This window comes from Candidatus Cryosericum terrychapinii, assembly GCF_003570925.1.
GTDB lineage: Bacteria > Caldisericota > Caldisericia > Cryosericales > Cryosericaceae > Cryosericum > Cryosericum terrychapinii.
Map to the genome: position 1 here is coordinate 54,344 of NZ_QXIS01000032.1, position 16,434 is coordinate 70,777.

The 16,434-nt window shown below is 60.3% G+C and carries 16 protein-coding genes and 1 pseudogene; 10 read left to right on the forward strand and 7 right to left on the reverse strand.

Going from position 1 to position 16,434, the window contains the following annotated elements:
* Window positions 1–185 precede the first annotated feature (185 nt).
* The 6 genes from SMC7_RS05405 to SMC7_RS05430 all read left to right on the forward strand — a co-directional run bounded on the left by SMC7_RS05405 (window position 186) and on the right by SMC7_RS05430 (window position 7,468).
* Window positions 186–3,059, forward strand: a complete 2,874-nt coding sequence (locus SMC7_RS05405) for a UPF0182 family protein (protein WP_119089334.1) — start codon at window positions 186–188, stop codon at window positions 3,057–3,059.
* A 116-nt stretch (window positions 3,060–3,175) separates the two neighbouring features.
* Window positions 3,176–3,433, forward strand: coding sequence for a hypothetical protein (locus SMC7_RS05410; protein ID WP_119089335.1), 258 nt, complete (start codon window positions 3,176–3,178; stop codon window positions 3,431–3,433).
* Window positions 3,430–4,314, forward strand: a complete 885-nt coding sequence (locus SMC7_RS05415) for a DMT family transporter (RefSeq protein ID WP_165845169.1) — start codon at window positions 3,430–3,432, stop codon at window positions 4,312–4,314. The genes SMC7_RS05410 and SMC7_RS05415 overlap by 4 nt, the downstream gene beginning before the upstream one ends.
* Window positions 4,315–4,389: 75 nt before the next feature.
* Window positions 4,390–4,827 carry a chromate resistance protein ChrB domain-containing protein gene (locus SMC7_RS05420; protein WP_119089337.1) on the forward strand — a complete coding sequence of 146 codons (438 nt, stop codon included), beginning with the start codon at window positions 4,390–4,392 and terminating at the stop codon, window positions 4,825–4,827.
* Window positions 4,828–4,908: 81 nt separating this feature from the next.
* Window positions 4,909–6,195 (forward strand): phosphopyruvate hydratase, encoded by a 1,287-nt coding sequence (gene eno, locus SMC7_RS05425; RefSeq protein ID WP_119089338.1) that lies wholly within the window; start codon window positions 4,909–4,911, stop codon window positions 6,193–6,195.
* A 31-nt stretch (window positions 6,196–6,226) separates the two neighbouring features.
* Entirely contained in the window at window positions 6,227–7,468 is a 1,242-nt protein-coding gene (locus tag SMC7_RS05430; protein WP_119089339.1) for an MFS transporter, read from the forward strand.
* Here SMC7_RS05430 and SMC7_RS05435 read toward each other — a convergent pair.
* Entirely contained in the window at window positions 7,426–8,160 is a 735-nt protein-coding gene (locus SMC7_RS05435; protein ID WP_165845170.1) for a phosphatase PAP2 family protein, read from the reverse strand. The two genes, SMC7_RS05430 and SMC7_RS05435, sit on opposite strands and share 43 nt — an antisense overlap.
* An 89-nt stretch (window positions 8,161–8,249) precedes the next feature.
* Here SMC7_RS05435 and SMC7_RS05440 point away from each other — a divergent pair, with 89 nt between their 5' ends.
* The 4 genes and pseudogenes from SMC7_RS05440 to SMC7_RS05455 all read left to right on the forward strand — a co-directional run bounded on the left by SMC7_RS05440 (window position 8,250) and on the right by SMC7_RS05455 (window position 11,012).
* Window positions 8,250–8,546: a hypothetical protein gene (locus SMC7_RS05440; protein WP_126850733.1), complete on the forward strand. Its 297-nt coding sequence runs from the start codon at window positions 8,250–8,252 to the stop codon at window positions 8,544–8,546.
* A gap of 18 nt (window positions 8,547–8,564) precedes the next feature.
* Window positions 8,565–8,996 (forward strand): annotated as a pseudogene (locus tag SMC7_RS05445) (L-2-amino-thiazoline-4-carboxylic acid hydrolase); the annotation flags it as partial.
* Window positions 8,993–10,114: a pyridoxal-phosphate dependent enzyme gene (locus SMC7_RS05450; RefSeq protein WP_207798720.1), complete on the forward strand. Its 1,122-nt coding sequence runs from the start codon at window positions 8,993–8,995 to the stop codon at window positions 10,112–10,114. The pseudogene SMC7_RS05445 and the gene SMC7_RS05450, both read left to right, overlap by 4 nt.
* 16 nt (window positions 10,115–10,130) lie before the next feature.
* Entirely contained in the window at window positions 10,131–11,012 is an 882-nt protein-coding gene (locus SMC7_RS05455) for a fumarylacetoacetate hydrolase family protein (protein WP_119089343.1), read from the forward strand.
* Window positions 11,013–11,015: 3 nt separating this feature from the next.
* On the opposite strand, the gene SMC7_RS05460 is transcribed toward SMC7_RS05455, so the two are convergent.
* The 6 genes from SMC7_RS05460 to SMC7_RS05485 all read right to left on the reverse strand — a co-directional run bounded on the left by SMC7_RS05460 (window position 11,016) and on the right by SMC7_RS05485 (window position 16,124).
* A complete protein-coding gene (locus SMC7_RS05460) occupies window positions 11,016–11,312 on the reverse strand; it encodes a hypothetical protein (protein ID WP_126850734.1) in 297 nt (98 codons plus the stop codon).
* A gap of 377 nt (window positions 11,313–11,689) precedes the next feature.
* Window positions 11,690–12,349, reverse strand: a complete 660-nt coding sequence (locus SMC7_RS05465; protein WP_119089345.1) for a CBS domain-containing protein — start codon at window positions 12,347–12,349, stop codon at window positions 11,690–11,692.
* Between the two features lie 20 nt (window positions 12,350–12,369).
* Window positions 12,370–13,077: a class I SAM-dependent methyltransferase gene (locus SMC7_RS05470; protein WP_165845171.1), complete on the reverse strand. Its 708-nt coding sequence runs from the start codon at window positions 13,075–13,077 to the stop codon at window positions 12,370–12,372.
* A 110-nt stretch (window positions 13,078–13,187) separates the two neighbouring features.
* A complete protein-coding gene (locus SMC7_RS05475) occupies window positions 13,188–13,781 on the reverse strand; it encodes a phosphatase PAP2 family protein (RefSeq protein ID WP_165845172.1) in 594 nt (197 codons plus the stop codon).
* A gap of 61 nt (window positions 13,782–13,842) precedes the next feature.
* On the reverse strand, window positions 13,843–15,270 hold the full coding sequence (gene gltA / locus SMC7_RS05480) for an NADPH-dependent glutamate synthase (RefSeq protein ID WP_207798721.1): 1,428 nt from the start codon (window positions 15,268–15,270) through the stop codon (window positions 13,843–13,845).
* A complete protein-coding gene (locus SMC7_RS05485; protein ID WP_119089348.1) occupies window positions 15,267–16,124 on the reverse strand; it encodes a sulfide/dihydroorotate dehydrogenase-like FAD/NAD-binding protein in 858 nt (285 codons plus the stop codon). The genes gltA and SMC7_RS05485 overlap by 4 nt, the downstream gene beginning before the upstream one ends.
* Between the last annotated feature and the right edge of the window lie 310 nt (window positions 16,125–16,434).

Consider the following 16,434-nt stretch of genomic DNA (forward strand, 5'->3'; position numbering starts at 1 on the left):
CCGTCAGCGTTGTCTCGACCGGTGAATGGCGTAGACTATCACAAGGAGTCTTCCATGCTTTCGACGGCATGAGAGTGATCCAGGTGTTCTCCCAATCGTGGCATGAACCTGATCGGCTCCAGCTGCGTGCGTATTGATTTGCTCCAGAGTAGTGGCTCTGCTTTGAAACAGGAGGTTGACGTATCATGACTGGACAGACGGCAATGATATCGGCGTTTGGCGTACTGCTGCTGGTGGCTGTCGCCATCTTCATCTGGGTGCGCAGGAGCAAGTTCGGCGGCTGGGCCCTGGGGCTCAGCGTGGCGCTTATGCTCGTCGCAGTCGCGGGGCTGCTGTTCTCGGCACTGGCCGGCATCTATACGGATTTCCTGTTCTTCACCGAGGTCAGCTACCGGCAGGTCTTCTGGACGAGGACACTGGCGAGAATCGCCGCTTATGTGGCGGGCGCCATCGTGGCCTATGCCGTGGTGTGGGCGGTTACCGGACTTCCACGCGGCCTGTTCGCGGGGATGAACGCGGACGACGCCCTTCACACCTCCCAGGTCCTCAAATGGACGCGTATCGTTATCGCCGTTGTCGCTGCGAATTTCGTCGGGCTGGGCGCAAGCGGTCTCAGTCTGCAGCTGCTGGCGGCAGTACGCCAGGTGGCCTCGACGATGTACACCGACCCCATCTTCGGTCACAGCATCAGCTTCTACTTCTTCACCTATCCTGTCATGCGAGGGCTCCTGGGCATTCTTGCGGGCATCGTCGTGGGTGGTATGGCGGTGATCGGCGCGAGTTTCCTCATGGCGAGTTCGGTGCCGGGTGACGCTGCCCTGCGCCGTGGGCTGCGCAATCGCCTGAGCTTCTTCGCAGGCATCCTGCTGCTGATCGCGGCTGTGGGAGTCTGGATCTCGATGTATGGGCTCCTGTTCCAGAGCAACGGCGTCGTGTTCGGCGTGAGCAACGTGGATCAGGTCGTCCGCATCCCGCTCATCAAGGCGACGGCCGTGGGCGTCCTGCTGTGCGGCATCGTGTTCCTGCTGGCTTCGTTCAAGCCACGGTTGGCAAACCCGAGATTCCTCGGCTGGGTAGGCGCCATCACGCTCATCGCCTATATTCTGCTTGTGTCCGGCATCCCAGCGCTCTATCAGCGCTTTGTCGTCAAGCCCAACGAACTCTCGCGCGAGACGCCCTATCTAGCCAACAATATCACGGCGACCAACACTGCTTTCGGCTTGTCGGCGGTCAACGTGATCCCCGATCCCGGGACGCAGACGACCTTGACCGCAGGCGCAGTCATCGCCAACAAGGACGTGCTTCAGAACGTGCGGCTGTGGGACTGGCGCGCACTGGCCGACACCAATGAGCAGCTGCAGTCCATTCGTAGCTACTATAAGTTCAACGACATCGACATCGACCGCTACATATTGAACGGGACGTCGCAGGAGGTCATGATCGCTGCGCGCGAACTGGAGCAGTCACTGCTGCCAGACACGTCGCGCAGTTTCGTCAATGATCGCCTGGTCTACACCCATGGGTTCGGCGTGGTCGCAAATGGTGTCAGCGACTTCTCGTCCGAAGGCGCTCCCGTATATGCGGTAAAGGACATTCCCCCCGTCAGCAGCGGTGGGTTCGTGGATATTTCCGAGCCACGCATCTACTACGGTGAAGGCACGAGCGGGTTTGCCATCGTCAAGGGTAACTCGTCGGAATTCGACTATCCGCAAGGCGATGCCAACAAGCAGTACCAGTATACGGGCAACGGCGGCATCCGCCTCTCCATGCTCAACCGCCTGGCCTTCTCCTTCGTCAACCAGAATATCAACATCCTGATATCGGGACAGATCAGCAGTGAATCACGTATCATGGTCTACCGCAATCTCCAGGAACGCATCAAGCACATCGCGCCGTTCCTCGAGGTGGACAGTGACCCTTACATCGTCGTGGACCCCGAAGGCAAGCTCTTCTGGTTCGGCCAGGGGTATACGACGTCGCAGTACTTTCCCTACAGCGAGTACTACGACGCAGGCACAGAGTTGAGCGGCAAGGTCGTCAACTACGTTCGCAACAGTTTCATGTACACTGTGAACGCATTCGATGGGACAACGACCTTCTACCTCATCGACAAAGCCGATCCTGTTGCGGCTACCATAGACCGCGTCTACCCGGGGTTGTTCAAGTCGCTCGACGATGCTCCGTCATTTGTCAAGGACCACTACCGGTATCCATCCGGGCTGGGCGCGCTGCAGAGCCGCGTCTTCTCGAAGTACCACATGACGGACCCGCGTGTGTTTTATGGGCAGGAAGACCAGTGGGCGGTGGCGAAGGAACGCTACCTGGGAACAGATACGCCTATCGAGCCCTACTATATCTTCTTCAGGCTGCCAGGGTCGACGGGGCCTGTGTTCTCGCTGGTCACGCCGTTCACGCCAGTCGGCAAGGACAACCTCGTGGCGCTTATGGCAATCAGTTCCGATATCAACAGTCCTGACCGTGTGTCGGTCATCAAGTTCAGCAAGGACCGTGTCGTGTACGGTCCGTTCCAGGTCGAGGCCCGCATTGATCAGGATACGGAGATCTCCAAGACGTTGACGCTCTGGAATCAGCAGGGTTCGCAGGTCCTGCGGGGTAACATGCTCATCCTGCCGGTCGATGGCTCACTGCTGTATATCGAGCCCATCTATCTGCAGTCCAGCAGTTCCAAGATGCCGCAGATCAAGAAGATCGTCGCGGCCACCAAAGACAAACTGGTGTGGGGGGATAATCTGGACCAGGCTCTGAGCAGTCTGCTGGGAACTCCGGTGGACATTGGCGGGGTAGGACCTGCGACCACTGCACCTGGGCCGGTCGTAACACCCGGAACGGTCGTAACACCTGAGACTGGGACGACGGGCGGGAATGTCACGCCTGGGACGGTGACTGCCGAACAGAAGGCGCTCATCGCGGAAGCAGTCGCCACGATGACCCGGTACAAACAGTACACGGCGACGGGCGACTTCGCGAGTGCAGGGCAGGAACTCAAGGCGCTCGAGGATGTCCTGGCAAAACTGGACGCCTTGAACACGACGCCCTGACACCAACCCCAGAGTGTGCAGGCGGGCCACGGCATGCCGTGGCCCGTTTTGCATATACTGGACGAAAGGCACCGACTCTCCTCCAAAATTCCGGTGTCTTTGGTGGAGACCTGGACATGATGCGACAACCTGACCTACGGCGTGGAATTCCTCTGGCGTTGCGCGCTGGTACGCTGATGGGAACAGGAGCTCCTCTTTCAAAACTGCTGGTCTCCCGGACGGACCCCGTGGCCCTTGCAGGAGCGCTATATACCGGTCCGGCGCTCATCGCCGCTCTGGCGCAGCTGCTGGGATCCGTATCCAACGGAGTCGTCTTTGTCGTGGAACGCGACGACGAGAGGCGTTCACTGGCATGGGAGGTGGTGGAGCGATGAACGTCCGCCGAGGCATCCCACTTGCGCTGGGAGCAGGAGTCCTGTTCGGACTCAGTGCTCCGTTGTCGAAGCTCATCGTCGCCGGGATGGATCCGATCGCGCTGGCTGGTGTCCTCTACCTTGGTGCATTCGTGGCCGTGTCTGTAGGTCGTCTGCTCGGGGTGACGCGTGGACTGCACAGCGAACCACTCCGGCGCCTGGACGTGCCGTATGTGCTCACGATGATCGCCGTCGGTGGGGTCGTGGCGCCAATACTCCTGATGTTCGGCGTGCGTGCGGCGTCGGGGTTTACGGCATCGCTGCTCCTGAACTTCGAGGGCGTGACCACGGCGGTTATTGCATGGATGTTCTTCAGGGAGCGTGTTTCGGGGGCGGTGTGGGCTGCGGTCGTGCTGATGACGACGACCGGTGTCCTCCTCACCGGGGTCGCAGCGGGCGGGAGGTCCAGCATGGTCGGACCGCTGCTGATCATAGGTGCTGCCATTGGGTGGGGCGTCGACAACAACGTGTCCGCGAGGCTGTCCCACTGCGATCCGCTTATCCTGGTCAGTATCAAGGGACTGGCCGCGGGGCTCTTCTCTCTGGGGCTCTCGTGGGCGACCAGAGGCAGCCTTCCTGCCCCAGGCAGCCTCCTGGCCGGTCTCGGCGTCGGCTGCATCTCGTATGGGGTCTCTCTGGTGCTGTTCATCCTTTCGCTCAAGGTCATGGGCGCGGCCCGTACGGGAGCCTTCTTTGCCGTTGGTCCCCTGGCCGGTGCCCTGCTGTCGCTGGTCATCTTCCGTAGCCCGTTCACGTGGTCGATGGCGGCGGCGCTGGTCCTGACAGCAGCATCGATCGCGCTGGTGGCAAGCGAGGGCCTGCGCACTGATGGAAGACAATAAGCCGACCAGTTGACCGACTGACCGTTCGGGGCAAACTGTAATATTTGTAGGCAGTTCGTCATCGGGGAGGCTCATATGAAGTGGGTAACGCGCGCGCACGTGCATGTGGACAGGATCGCCTGTCCATGGCTGATCAGCCGGTTCGTCGACAGCGAAGCGGAGTTCGTGTTTGTGGCGACCGACATTGTGGATCAGTTTGGTCAGAACGAGGTCGCGACACCCTTTGACCTTGAAGGCGCCGAGCTGGGTCACCAGGACGGTCACTGCAGCTTTGTCTCCATCATGGAGAAGTATCATCTCACCGACAAGGCGCTCTTGCAGCTTGCCGACGTCGTCAACGCTGCGGATACGGATCAACTGGACGCGAACCCGTACGCCAGGGGGCTCGAAGCGTTGGCGCAGGGTTTCTCTTTGATGTATCCCGACGACGTCAGCAACCTGGAGGCGCAGTTCGTTGTCTATGATGCCTTGTACGCGTTCTTCCGGCTCAAGGTCGCCCGCGAGAGCACGTAAACTCACACATCCTCACACTGGAAACACTGATTGGCTGAACAATACTGTGGTGTCCACAAACCTGTACCAGGAGGAGCAACAATGACAACAGCTATCAAGAGTGTCCATGCACGAGAGATCCTTGATTCACGCGGCAATCCGACGGTCGAAGTGGAAGTCACCCTCGCGTCCGGCATCATGGCACGGGCGGGTGTTCCATCTGGAGCGTCGACAGGGATTCACGAAGCACTGGAACTGCGTGACGGCGACAGGGCCCGCTATGGCGGAAAGGGCGTCCTGAAGGCCGTAGAACATGTGAACAATGAGATTGCGTCTGCTGTCATGGGCAATGATGCCACTGACCAGGCCGGTATCGACCATGCAATGATCGAGTTGGACGGCACGCCGCACAAGACGAAACTGGGCGCCAACGCCATCCTGGGCGTCAGCCTGGCAACCGCACGGGTTGCAGCGCAGGCCTGCGGCCTTCCGCTGTACCGGTACATCGGCGGCGTGACGGCGACAATGCTGCCGGTCCCCATGTTCAACATCATGAACGGCGGCGTCCACGCCAACTGGCAGGGAACCGACCTTCAGGAATTCATGATTGCTCCGGTGGGCGCACCCACGTTCCGGGAAGCTGTGCGCTGGGCGAGCGAAACGTATCATACGCTCCAGGGCGTTCTCAAGGCCGCTGGCTACACCACCGGCGTCGGTGACGAGGGCGGGTTTGCTCCGGCGCTCAAGCGCAACGCGGACGCCATCGAGTTGATCATCCAGGCCATCGAGAAAGCCGGGTACAAGCCGGGCGAACAAATCGCCATCGCCCTCGATCCGGCCTCCAGCGGCTTCTATGAAGACGGCTTGTACAACCTGCGCACGGAGGGCCGCAAAGCCACCTCGGCCGAAATGGTCGCCATGTATGCCGACTGGGTGGAAAAGTATCCTCTCGTCGTCCTCGAGGACGGCCTGGCCGAAGACGACTGGGACGGCTGGAAGCTGTTGAACCAGACCATCGGGCAGAAGATCGAACTCGTCGGCGACGACCTGTTTGTCACGAATGTCGAACGCATTCAGCGCGGGATCGATGAGAACGCGGCCAACGCCGTCCTCATCAAGCTGAACCAGATTGGTACCTTGACCGAGACCATTGCGGCCATCACGATGGCGCGCAAGGCCGGGTGGGGCGCCATGGTCTCCCACCGCAGCGGCGAGACGGTCGACAGCTTCATTGCCGACCTTACCGTCGGTATGGGGACGGGTCACCTGAAGACGGGCGCACCCTGCCGTGGCGAACGTGTCGAGAAGTACAACCAGCTCATGCGCATCGAGGAGGAACTGGGTAACCAGGCCTCGTACGCCGGCCATTCCGCGTTTGTACGGCCTTAAGTAGCGGGCAAGAGTAATTGAACGGCGCGGCATGACTCCTGTCGACAAGATGAATCAGGAGCGCGTGCCGCGCCGTGGCATTAGCAGCGTCATCCGCAGCTTCTTTGCGCTGAACTCCAGTATGATCGCCCTGCTCGCCATGGTTGTTCTGGTGGGCATGGGCGAAAAGATGGCCGAGCGGTTCCTTCCCCTTTATCTCATGGCTGTGGGCGGTACGACGTGGGCAGTCGGTTCGCTGAACGGCATGGACAACCTGCTGTCGGCACTGTACAGCTTTCCCGGCGGATACCTTAGCGACCTGCTGGGCTACAAGAAAGCGCTCATCGTGTTCAACCTCGTCGCGATGGTGGGGTATGTGATCGTCATTCTCGTCCCCACCTGGTGGGCGGTCCTCATCGGCGCTGTCTTCTTCATCTCCTGGACCGCTATCTCACTGCCTGCGATCATGTCACTGGTCAGCAAGGCTGTCCCAAAGGACAAGCGCACAATGGGTGTCAGCCTCCACTCGCTGACACGGCGCATCCCCATGGCCCTGGGGCCACTCGTGGGTGGCGCGCTCATCCAGGTGTTTGGACGCATCAACGGTGTTCGCATCTCGTTCGGGGTCGCCCTCCTGCTGGGGGCTGTGGCCATCGTGCTGGAGATTTTCTTCATCGAGGAAGACCCGGACGCAGGCAAGAAGGACCGTGCTGTTCACCTCAGGGATTCCATCCACTTCATTACACCCGACCTGCGCAACCTGCTTATTTCGGACATCCTCATCCGGTTCGCTGAACAGATTCCCTATGCGTTCGTCGTCCTCTGGGCTGTGGACCGGAACGGCATTACGCCCCTGCAATTCGGCGTCCTGACCACGATCGAGATGGTAACGGCGATGCTTGTCTACATCCCCATCGCGATCCTGGCCGACCGCAACAGCAAGAAACCGTTTGTGCTGACGACCTTCGTCTTCTTTACGGCATTCCCGATCGTGCTGTACTTCAGCCGGTCATTCCCTGCTCTGTGCGGCGCCTTCGTCCTGCGTGGGCTCAAGGAATATGGTGAGCCGACGCGGAAGGCGCTGATCATGGACCTTGCTCCAGAGAACGCCAAGGCGTCGACGTTTGGGACGTACTATCTCCTGCGCGACCTCATTGTCTCGGTCGCCGCGTTTGGCGCCGCCTGGTTGTGGAACAAGGGACCGGGAGTGAACTTCTTCACCGCCGCGGCCTTCGGGGCGGCCGGTACAATCTACTTCGCGGTGTTCGGGCGCGACCTCAAGTCGGCTGCCTGAGTGTTCGCGGCGCTCCGCCGACGGACAAAGTCGGGCACGCCTACGACGAGAATGGACCACCACAGCCCGACACCCCATCCCCCGAGGACGTCCGACAGGTAGTGCACGCCGAGGTACAAGCGGCTGAAGCCGATCATTAGAGGGAAGAGGGCGGCAAGGACCAGCCAGAGTCCTCTGAGACGTGGCGAGTGTGCGGCGCGGAACAGCAGATAGAAACCCAGGGCGTACAGGGCAACTGAGATGTTCGCGTGGCCTGAAGGAAAGCTGCCATCCAACTCTGTCAGGACGGAGAAAATGGCCGGTGGACGCGGACGTCCGAAACCAGCCTTGCCAAGGTAGACGACCAGTTCTGATCCGGCACAGGTCAACGCCAGCGTCAGGGCTGCCCGTCGTCTGCGGTTCCACAGGAAGATGACTGCGGCAACTACCACCAGGGTTGCCACCTCCCAGTTGCCCACGAACGAGACTGCTTCGAAGAAGCCTATGCCGAATGGCGTACGGTGCGCGGCGAGCCAGTGCACGAGCCAGCCGTCCACGCGGACGATGCTCTCATTGTCGAGGACGTCCTCCGCCAGTCCCGAAGCGAGGGCGCCGATGTACAGCAGGGCCGCGCCGACAAGTGCCGCAAATGGCCAGGGGTTCTCCAGCCACAGACGGGCGCGGTTCACGATGAACGAAGTCTGTTTTCTCATGCAGACATGATAGCAGAACTGATGCGGAAGCATGCATGTCCGGACTTGCCTGAAGAAGTTGTCCCGATACACTTCAGAGGTGGGAGCCTATGTCGAGAGTACTCCAGGAGGTACCAGTGGCGGACGCGAAGACCGGAGAAGCTTTTGCTGCCGAACACCGTGCAGTGCTGTTCGCGTGGGTCGCCCGGGAGGCGATCGCGCGTATGGGTGAGGAGGTAGCTGTGCCAGTCATACGGGCCTCCGTTCGACCGTATGGCGAACAGCGCGGCCATCGCATGGCATTGCGGGCACAGCAGGATGGACAGCCCCTTTCCATGGCAAGTTATTTGTCATATCGCGAGTGGGAGGTCCCTGCCGGTGAGATGCAGCAGGTCGGCGTGTCCTGACGAGGAGACCTCCGGGCTCAGGTGCGCCGCTGCTGTTGGGCCACGACATGGCAGCAGGAAGGACTCACTGACTATGGCAAGTACTACTGCCAGGAGATCGACAAGGCAGTCGTGCGCGAGTTCAACCCCGAGCTGGTCATAAACGTGAAGGGGACCAGGACGAACAGAAGCGGGATATGTCAGCTCGTCTACCACGGCGCGTTCGAGGGCGCCCTGGTCCACGAAGAGGCACAGCGCGCTCAGGAGGCGTGCATTCTCCCATGGAGCTACCACACGGTACACCTCACTTCCACTATGAGTGCAGTACTACAGCGAGAGCTGGGTTCTGCCGGTGTCGCTGCCGCGCAGGCGGCGCTGGAGACCTTTGCCGTACGGTTCGGAAGCGCCATGGCAGATATCCTTGCCGGGGATGCCGGTACAGATTTCGACGTGCTGCCGGAGGGACGGTGAGGTATTCCCTGTGCTGTGCCCGGTGCGGCCGGGACTACGACGACGATGGGAAGCGCCTCCGCTGTGAGTGTGGAGGCATGCTGGACCTGCGGTTCGAGCCGTCCTTCCGGCCTGACATGACGGCCGGACGACCGTACGACCAGTGGCGCTACCGCGAGGCACTGCCTGTCGGCGAGGACGTTGTGACGATGGGCGAGGGCTGGACGCCCCTGCTGTCCGTGAGATTCGACGGGAGAGCGCTGCTGATCAAGCAGGAACAGCTCTTCCCCACTGGTTCCTACAAGGACCGGGGCGCGGCAGTGCTCATGACACGCCTGCGCGAGCTCGGCGTGAAGCGCGTCGTCGAGGACTCCTCAGGGAACGCAGGGTGCGCAGTGGCCGCTTATGCTGCTCACGCAGGTGTCGCCTGCGACATCTATGTCCCGATAGACACCTCCCCAGCCAAGACGGCGCAGATCGAGGCATATGGGGCGACGCTGCACCTCGTCCCCGGAACGCGTGAAGACACGGCGCGGGCGGCGCTCGAGGCGGCTGCGACGTGCATGTACGCCAGCCATGTGTACAACCCGTGGTTTCTGCAGGGGACGAAGACATTTGCGTATGAGGTGGCCGAACAGCTCGGCTGGACAGCTCCCGATACCCTGGTCCTGCCCGCAGGCAACGGCACCCTGCTGCTGGGCGCGTACCTGGGGTTCACGGAGCTCGCGCGGGCGGGAATCGTGAATCATGTGCCACGCATTATTGCAGTCCAGGCTGCGGCATGCGCGCCTCTTGCTGGCGCGTTCGCAGACGGCCTGGATGAACCCGTCAAGATCCATGCGGGCCATACGGCTGCTGAGGGCATCGCCATTGCGACTCCGGCGCGTGGTTCGCAAGTGCTGGCGGCAGTGCATGCCACTGATGGATCGTTCGTGGCCGTTGCTGAACATGAGATAGTGGCAAGTCTTCGGGATTGCTGCCGAGGCGGCTGGTTCATCGAGCCGACGTCCGCCGCGGTGATCGCAGGCGCGCGCAGGTATGCCCACACCGCAGCGCCGGGCGAAACGATCGTCACGGCGTTTACTGGACATGGATTGAAGGCGGCGGCCAAGATCGCCAAACTCGTGGAGTCTCTCTGACAGGAGGAGGTCAGTCATGCAACTAGCAACATTCTCGTACCTGGGTCTCGAGCAGGTGGGACTTGTCACACAAGGCTACACCCGGATAGTGCCGCTCAGCCAACTGCTGGGTGTCGATGCTCCCGCGACGATGATCGAGCTCATCGAACAGTGGAGAGAGCTGGGTCCTGGACTGCAGGCGGTAACGATCTTACCGGGCACGGGCTTGCCCGTCACAGATGTCGGGCTCGTCGCTCCCATCCCGCATCCACGACGCAACATCATCTGCCTGGGCAAGAACTACCGAGACCACGTGGAGGAAGCTGCGGTCCTTGGCGGTCTCACATCAGGCATTCCGACTGCTCCTGTCTACTTCTCCAAAATGATCGACCGTGTACGCGGCTCAACCGAGTCCGTTCCCATCCACACGGGTGTCACGAGTATGCTGGACTACGAGGCCGAGCTTGCCGTCATCATTGGAAGGGCGGGCCACGACATCGACCACGGGAGTGTGCCTGAGCACATCTTCGGCTACTCCATCCTCAACGACATCTCGGAGCGGGACCTGCAGAAGAGCCACGACCAGTGGTTCAAAGGGAAAAGCCTGGACTTTGCGTGCGCAATGGGGCCCGTCATTGTCACTGCAGACGAGATCGCGTATCCGCCTGCTCTGGACATCAGGTGCAGTGTCAATGGTGAGTTGCGGCAGAAGGCCGTCACGTCGGACCTCATCTTTGACATCACGGAGATTGTCAGTGATTTCAGCAGAGGTCTGACCCTGATGCCGGGCGATATCATCAGCACAGGGACGCCGGCGGGTGTCGGCATGGGCTTCCGTCCGTTCAGATGGCTCAAAGCCGGTGATGTCGTCGAATGCCGGATCGAGGGTATCGGTGCCCTCAGGAACACGATCGAATAAGCGTCAGGCGACTTTGAGGGCTCGGAACAGAATCCAGGAACTCAGGATAGCCAGTGCGGCTATGGAAAGGGCGAGTGTTGCCCGGTACTCCCTGCGTTCTTCTTCAATCATTCGGCCGTGGTCACGCAGCAGCATGATTGCAGCCACTGAACCGGCGATCACCAGGAGCAGCACTGACACGATATTGCTGGGAACATAGAGATTGCGCCCGCCAGATGCCATGGTCCATCCGTCCCAGACGTAGTTGCCCAGCCCCAGCAAGCCTCCTGCGAAGGCCATGATCGTCATAAGTCTTCTCATCCAACACGCTCCTCGTTGCCGGCCGGCTGTTACCGCCATATTGGTCACTATATCAGGATTGTGCCACGAGACAGATCGACGCAGTGCATCGTCCCGAGCCATCATCCGGTTTGCCATTCCCTCGTGCGCGCTGATCCAGGTCTTGCGCTTGCTATAGGATAACAGCGAAAACGGGAACGTGAAGAGGGGCGAGGAGACTAGGAGGGCACCTGGTCTCCTCGCCCACAGCAGTTGGACTGGGTACCGTCCACATTTGTTCACAGCGATGGTCACGTCATCGTGCGTGGTCTCTGCCGAGTGGTTATCGGAATTAATCAGGGTCAGATCTACACATTTTACAAGTGTCGATAAAATCTGTAGACCTGACCCCGGAGAACTTAGCGGGCTTCCTGGATTTCGCGCAGGTCGATCACTGTCTCCTCCGGCTTGAGGAGACTGCGCATCGTGTCCTGGTCTACATCTGCCACCTTGAGGATGATCCGGAGACGATTGGGCGATACCGCAGGGAATGATGACACGCTCGCGATGAGCCCGCCTGCTTCGACGACGCGGTTGAACAGCGAGGCGAGAGCGCCCTTGCGGTTGTTTATTTCAAGAGATGCGCGGACTCCTGGTGCACGTGAACCGAGCATCTCGATGAACAACCTGAAGATGTCCGTCTCGGTGATAATCCCCACAAGCGTACGCGACTCTGGAGGGCTCACGACGGGCAATGCGCCGATCTTGTGGTCAGCCATGGTCGTAGCAGCCAACTCGATGGGACAGTCAGGGCCGACCGTGACCAGGTCCTGCCGCATGACCTGGCGTACAGGCAGGGCAGCGGCCTGGGCGCTGGCCTCCACCCAGCTGATGGGTCGGTCCGCAGAGGGCAGCGCATACAGCAGGTCCTTCTCGGAGACGATGCCGACCAATAGGTTGTCTTCGACGACAGGAAGACGGTGGATGTTGTGGGCGCGCATCATGTTGAGACCGTCGGACAACCGTGCTTCGGGATCGATCGTCACGACGTCGTGCGTCATGTAGTCACGGACAAGCATCGACTTCTCCCCCCGGGACTCTAGCGCTTGCGCGCCGTGCCGACCAGGAACGCACCGGTCAGCGGCCTGAACATGCGGCCGAAGAACTCCTGTCTCGAGGCGGTGGTGTCCTGGAACTCGTCCTCGTCAGGAAGCGTGTAGATGCAGCTTTCCATCGTCAGGGCGCCAAAGGTGCCCGTCCGGTGGAACAACAAGCGCAGGTCGGACGATGAGAAGAAATGGGCTGCTCCATAGATGGACTCCTCACGCTTGGCGTGTTCGCGGCGAGCGTCGGCCCATGGAGAATCGTTGTTGAGGACGCCGACGACCAGCTTGCCACCCGGTCGTAGTACCCGGGCCATTTCCATGAGGGCCAGCAGCGGGTCCGCGGCAAACTCGAGTGCGGTAATCGACACGACCATATCGAAGGTCCTGTTTTCGTACGGAAGTTTGGCCATGTCAGCCTGATCGTACCAGATGTACTGACCACGATCCTGGGCCTTGCGGCGCGCTATCTCGATCATCTTCGAGGAGATGTCGACGGCAGTAACGTCGGCGCCACCTTCGGACAACCGGATACTGTACAGTCCGGTACCACATCCGACGTCCAGAACGGTCTTGCCCCGCACTACGCCCACATGCTTGAAGACCAGCGCGTTTTCGAGCTCGTCTTCATAGGCGCCCAAGGGTGTCATGTACCAGCTGTCATAAGTGTCGGCCCTGCTGTCGAACAATGCGTTATCTGCCATGTGGCACCCCCTGGAGAAAATCCTCTTCATTCATTCTCTGCGAGACAGGCAGGAATGCAAGACAGAGGAAAACAGGTGGTGTCATCGCAGATCGTCTGACTGGCAGAGGCTCAGGCTTCCGTCTTCAGGTTGAAGATGCGATAAGCCAGAAGGTACAGTCCAATGGCCAGCAGACTGCCGACCGTGTCCGCGATAACATGCTGCTTGAGAACCTGAGTCGCCACGGCCGTGACCACGGCAAAAACCGTCATCAGCCAAGCGACGGGACGGTAGCTCCTCTTGACCCACCAGAAGCTTGCGGCAAGAGCAGACAGGCCGCAGTGCAGCGATGGGAAGCAGTTGTAAGGGTTGTCACTTTTGTATGTTGCGAGCAGCGCGTCGACGTATCTGCTACTACCTGCGACTAAGTTGGTGGGACGGGGTACGTACGTCTGGAACACGATGTAAATGCTGTTGCTGACGGTCTGGATGGCGATGAAGGCGACGCCGAATGCTGTGAAAATCTTCGGATGGAAGACGAAGAAGAATAGGAGACAGAAGTAGAGAACTGGCTGCAGCCAGTTGTACGGGACGATGAACTGTGGGATGACAGGGACCCACCGATCAAAGGCTGTCTGCAGGATGTGGACATTGGCCGTCGCGTGGTAGGTCGTGGCGTACCAGGTCGAGGACCAGTAGACACCGCCGGCGAGAACGAGGTTCATCAGGTATCTCCACCAGTTCTCCTTCATGAATCGTCGCAGGTTGTCCATCCGTAAGTCTGGTCTAGCCCTTGGCCGTCTCGGTAGTTCTCGTGAGCAAGGCGTGGATGGCACGTGCAGCCTTACGGCCCTGGCCCATGGCCAGGATGACTGTCGCAGCGCCCAGCACGATGTCGCCACCTGCGAAGACTCCCGGGACCGACGTCTCCATCGTATTTTCGTCGGTGACGATGCCCCCGTGTCTGTTCATCTGCAAACTCGGGAGAGCGGCGGGGATAAGTGGGTTGGGGTTGTTGCCGATCGCCACGACGACGACGTCCGCAGGGACGTTGCTGGTCTGGCCGGCAATCGGAAGCGGTCGCCTGCGACCAGATGCGTCCGGTTCCCCGAGCTGCATCTTCTGCACAGTCAGGCCGGTGACCCATCCCTCACGGTTACCGAGGATCTTCACGGGGTTCTGGAGAAAATGGAACTCGACTCCCTCCTGAACCGCATGGTGATATTCCTCTTTGCGGGCAGGCATCTCCTCCTCCGAGCGTCGATAGAGGACGATGGCCCGGAGGGCTCCCAGCCGCAGTGCCGTCCGGGCTGAGTCCATGGCGACATTGCCGCCGCCCAGGACCTCCACTGATTTGCCGCGCAGGATGGGTGTGTCGGAGTTCTCGTTGTAGGCATGCATGAGGTTGGCGCGCGTCAGGTATTCATTGGCGGAATACACACCAAGCAGGCTCTCGCCCGGGATGCCCAGGAAATTGGGAAGCCCGGCGCCACTCCCAATGAAAACGGCGTCGTAGCTCTGGCGCACTTCGTCGACGCCGAGGGACTTGCCGATCACCATGTTGTACTGAAAATCGACGCCGAGCCTGGTCAGATAAGCAACCTCCGCATAGACGATCTCCTTTGGCAGACGGAACTCGGGAATGCCGTATCCCAGGACGCCTCCCGGCATGTGCAGTGCTTCGAACACGGTGACGGCGTGCCCCAGCTTGATGAGGTCGCCGGCCACGGTGAGGCCCGCGGGACCGCTGCCGATGACAGCCACTCGCCTGCCGCTCGCGAACGGAATCTGGGGGATGACTGCCGCGTGGTTCTCCCGTTCCCAGTCGGCCAGGAATCGTTCCAGCTGGCCGATCTGCACCGCTTGCCCGACGTCCCGGTGAGCCTTGCCTACCGTACAGTTCTTCTGACACTGCTCTTCCTGGGGACAGACGCGCCCGCAGACGGCCGGCAGCAGGTTAGTCTGCTTGATGATCCCTATCCCGGCGAGATAGTCGCCGGACTCGATGGCCTGGATGAACTCGGGAATGCGTACGCCGACGGGACACCCCTCTACACAGGGCTGGTTGGTGCAATGAAGGCAGCGCTGCGCCTCGTGCAATGCCATCTCGGGTGTGAACCCCAGTGGCACCTCGCGGACGTTGTGGACGCGTTCGGCAGGGTCCTGCTCGGGCATGACGACGGGTGACAGCTTGAACCGAGTGGAAGCATTCATCGTGACTCCCCGGCGTCCAGGCCGACGTGACACTCGTGGTCATAGCGGTCAGCAGCAACCTGCTCCGCTGTGCAGTAGGTCCCGAGACGACGGATCATGCTGTCCCAGTCTACCTCGTGCGCATCGAACTCCGGGCCGTCCACGCAGGCGAACTTGATCTCGCCGCCCACGGTGACGCGGCATCCGCCGCACATGCCGGTCCCGTCGATCATGATAGGGTTCAGGGAGGCCATCGTGGGGATACCGAGTTCCTTGGTGAGCAGAGACGTGAATTTCATCATGAGGGGAGGACCAATGACGATTGCCTGGTCGATGTGATTTCCGCCGTTCACCAGAAAGCGGATCGCGTCGGTAACGAGTCCCTTGGTGCCGTATGACCCGTCGTCGGTCGTGACGATGAGCTCATCGCTGACATTGCGCATGTCGTCTTCAAGGATAAGCAGGTCGTGCGTCCTGGCTCCGAGGATCGTGATGACACGGTTGCGGGCTTCCTTCATGCCCTTCGCGATAGGGTAGAGCGGGGCTATTCCGATGCCACCGCCCACACACAGCACGGTCCCGAACCGCTGGATATGTGTCGGTCGGCCCAGGGGTCCCACGATGTCGTGGATAGCATTCCCGGGTCTGAGCATGGTCATCTCACGCGTGGTTTTGCCCACAGACTGAACGATCAGCGAAATGGTCCCCATCTCGGGGTTTGCGTCGGCAATCGTCAGCGGGATCCGCTCACCGTGGTCCGTCACACGGATGATGACAAACTGTCCGGGTTTTCTGTGCGTTGCGACCAGTGGCGCGTCGACGACATATCTGACGACGTTGCGTCCGAGCTCTTCTCTTTTACGGATCGTATTCATGTATGCCTCTGGGTTTTCGTCGTGTATGCCTTCTTCATAGTATATTCCGAAAAGGTGGGAGACATTAAACCGGTCACTGCGAAGACACTGGGAACTGACGGTGCGCGCGGAAAAACTGGAGAGCAGGCAACTGAAGCTGTCCGCTCTCCGAGAGATGTTGGGTGGTGAGGGAAAGCCGCAGCCTTCCCTTCCGTGACCGTGCACAATCATACGAAGTGCGACATCTGATGCAAGCAAGGCCATGTGATAGGTTTTATCACAATCTGTTAGGGTTTGGAGGCACTAGGATCCTCATGAAAACTGACACCTG

Excerpts from the sequence above, each read along its gene's own strand:
- SMC7_RS05405 (WP_119089334.1), top strand. The coding sequence starts at position 186 with ATGACTGGACAGACGGCAATGATATCGGCGTTTGGCGTACTGCTGCTG.
- SMC7_RS05410 (WP_119089335.1), top strand. The coding sequence starts at position 3,176 with ATGATGCGACAACCTGACCTACGGCGTGGAATTCCTCTGGCGTTGCGC.
- SMC7_RS05415 (WP_165845169.1), top strand. The coding sequence starts at position 3,430 with ATGAACGTCCGCCGAGGCATCCCACTTGCGCTGGGAGCAGGAGTCCTG.
- SMC7_RS05420 (WP_119089337.1), top strand. The coding sequence starts at position 4,390 with ATGAAGTGGGTAACGCGCGCGCACGTGCATGTGGACAGGATCGCCTGT.
- eno (WP_119089338.1), top strand. The coding sequence starts at position 4,909 with ATGACAACAGCTATCAAGAGTGTCCATGCACGAGAGATCCTTGATTCA.
- SMC7_RS05430 (WP_119089339.1), top strand. The coding sequence starts at position 6,227 with ATGACTCCTGTCGACAAGATGAATCAGGAGCGCGTGCCGCGCCGTGGC.
- SMC7_RS05435 (WP_165845170.1), bottom strand. The coding sequence starts at position 8,160 with ATGAGAAAACAGACTTCGTTCATCGTGAACCGCGCCCGTCTGTGGCTG.
- SMC7_RS05440 (WP_126850733.1), top strand. The coding sequence starts at position 8,250 with ATGTCGAGAGTACTCCAGGAGGTACCAGTGGCGGACGCGAAGACCGGA.
- SMC7_RS05455 (WP_119089343.1), top strand. The coding sequence starts at position 10,131 with ATGCAACTAGCAACATTCTCGTACCTGGGTCTCGAGCAGGTGGGACTT.
- SMC7_RS05460 (WP_126850734.1), bottom strand. The coding sequence starts at position 11,312 with ATGAGAAGACTTATGACGATCATGGCCTTCGCAGGAGGCTTGCTGGGG.
- SMC7_RS05465 (WP_119089345.1), bottom strand. The coding sequence starts at position 12,349 with ATGCTTGTCCGTGACTACATGACGCACGACGTCGTGACGATCGATCCC.
- SMC7_RS05470 (WP_165845171.1), bottom strand. The coding sequence starts at position 13,077 with ATGGCAGATAACGCATTGTTCGACAGCAGGGCCGACACTTATGACAGC.
- SMC7_RS05475 (WP_165845172.1), bottom strand. The coding sequence starts at position 13,781 with ATGAACCTCGTTCTCGCCGGCGGTGTCTACTGGTCCTCGACCTGGTAC.
- gltA (WP_207798721.1), bottom strand. The coding sequence starts at position 15,270 with ATGAATGCTTCCACTCGGTTCAAGCTGTCACCCGTCGTCATGCCCGAG.
- SMC7_RS05485 (WP_119089348.1), bottom strand. The coding sequence starts at position 16,124 with ATGAATACGATCCGTAAAAGAGAAGAGCTCGGACGCAACGTCGTCAGA.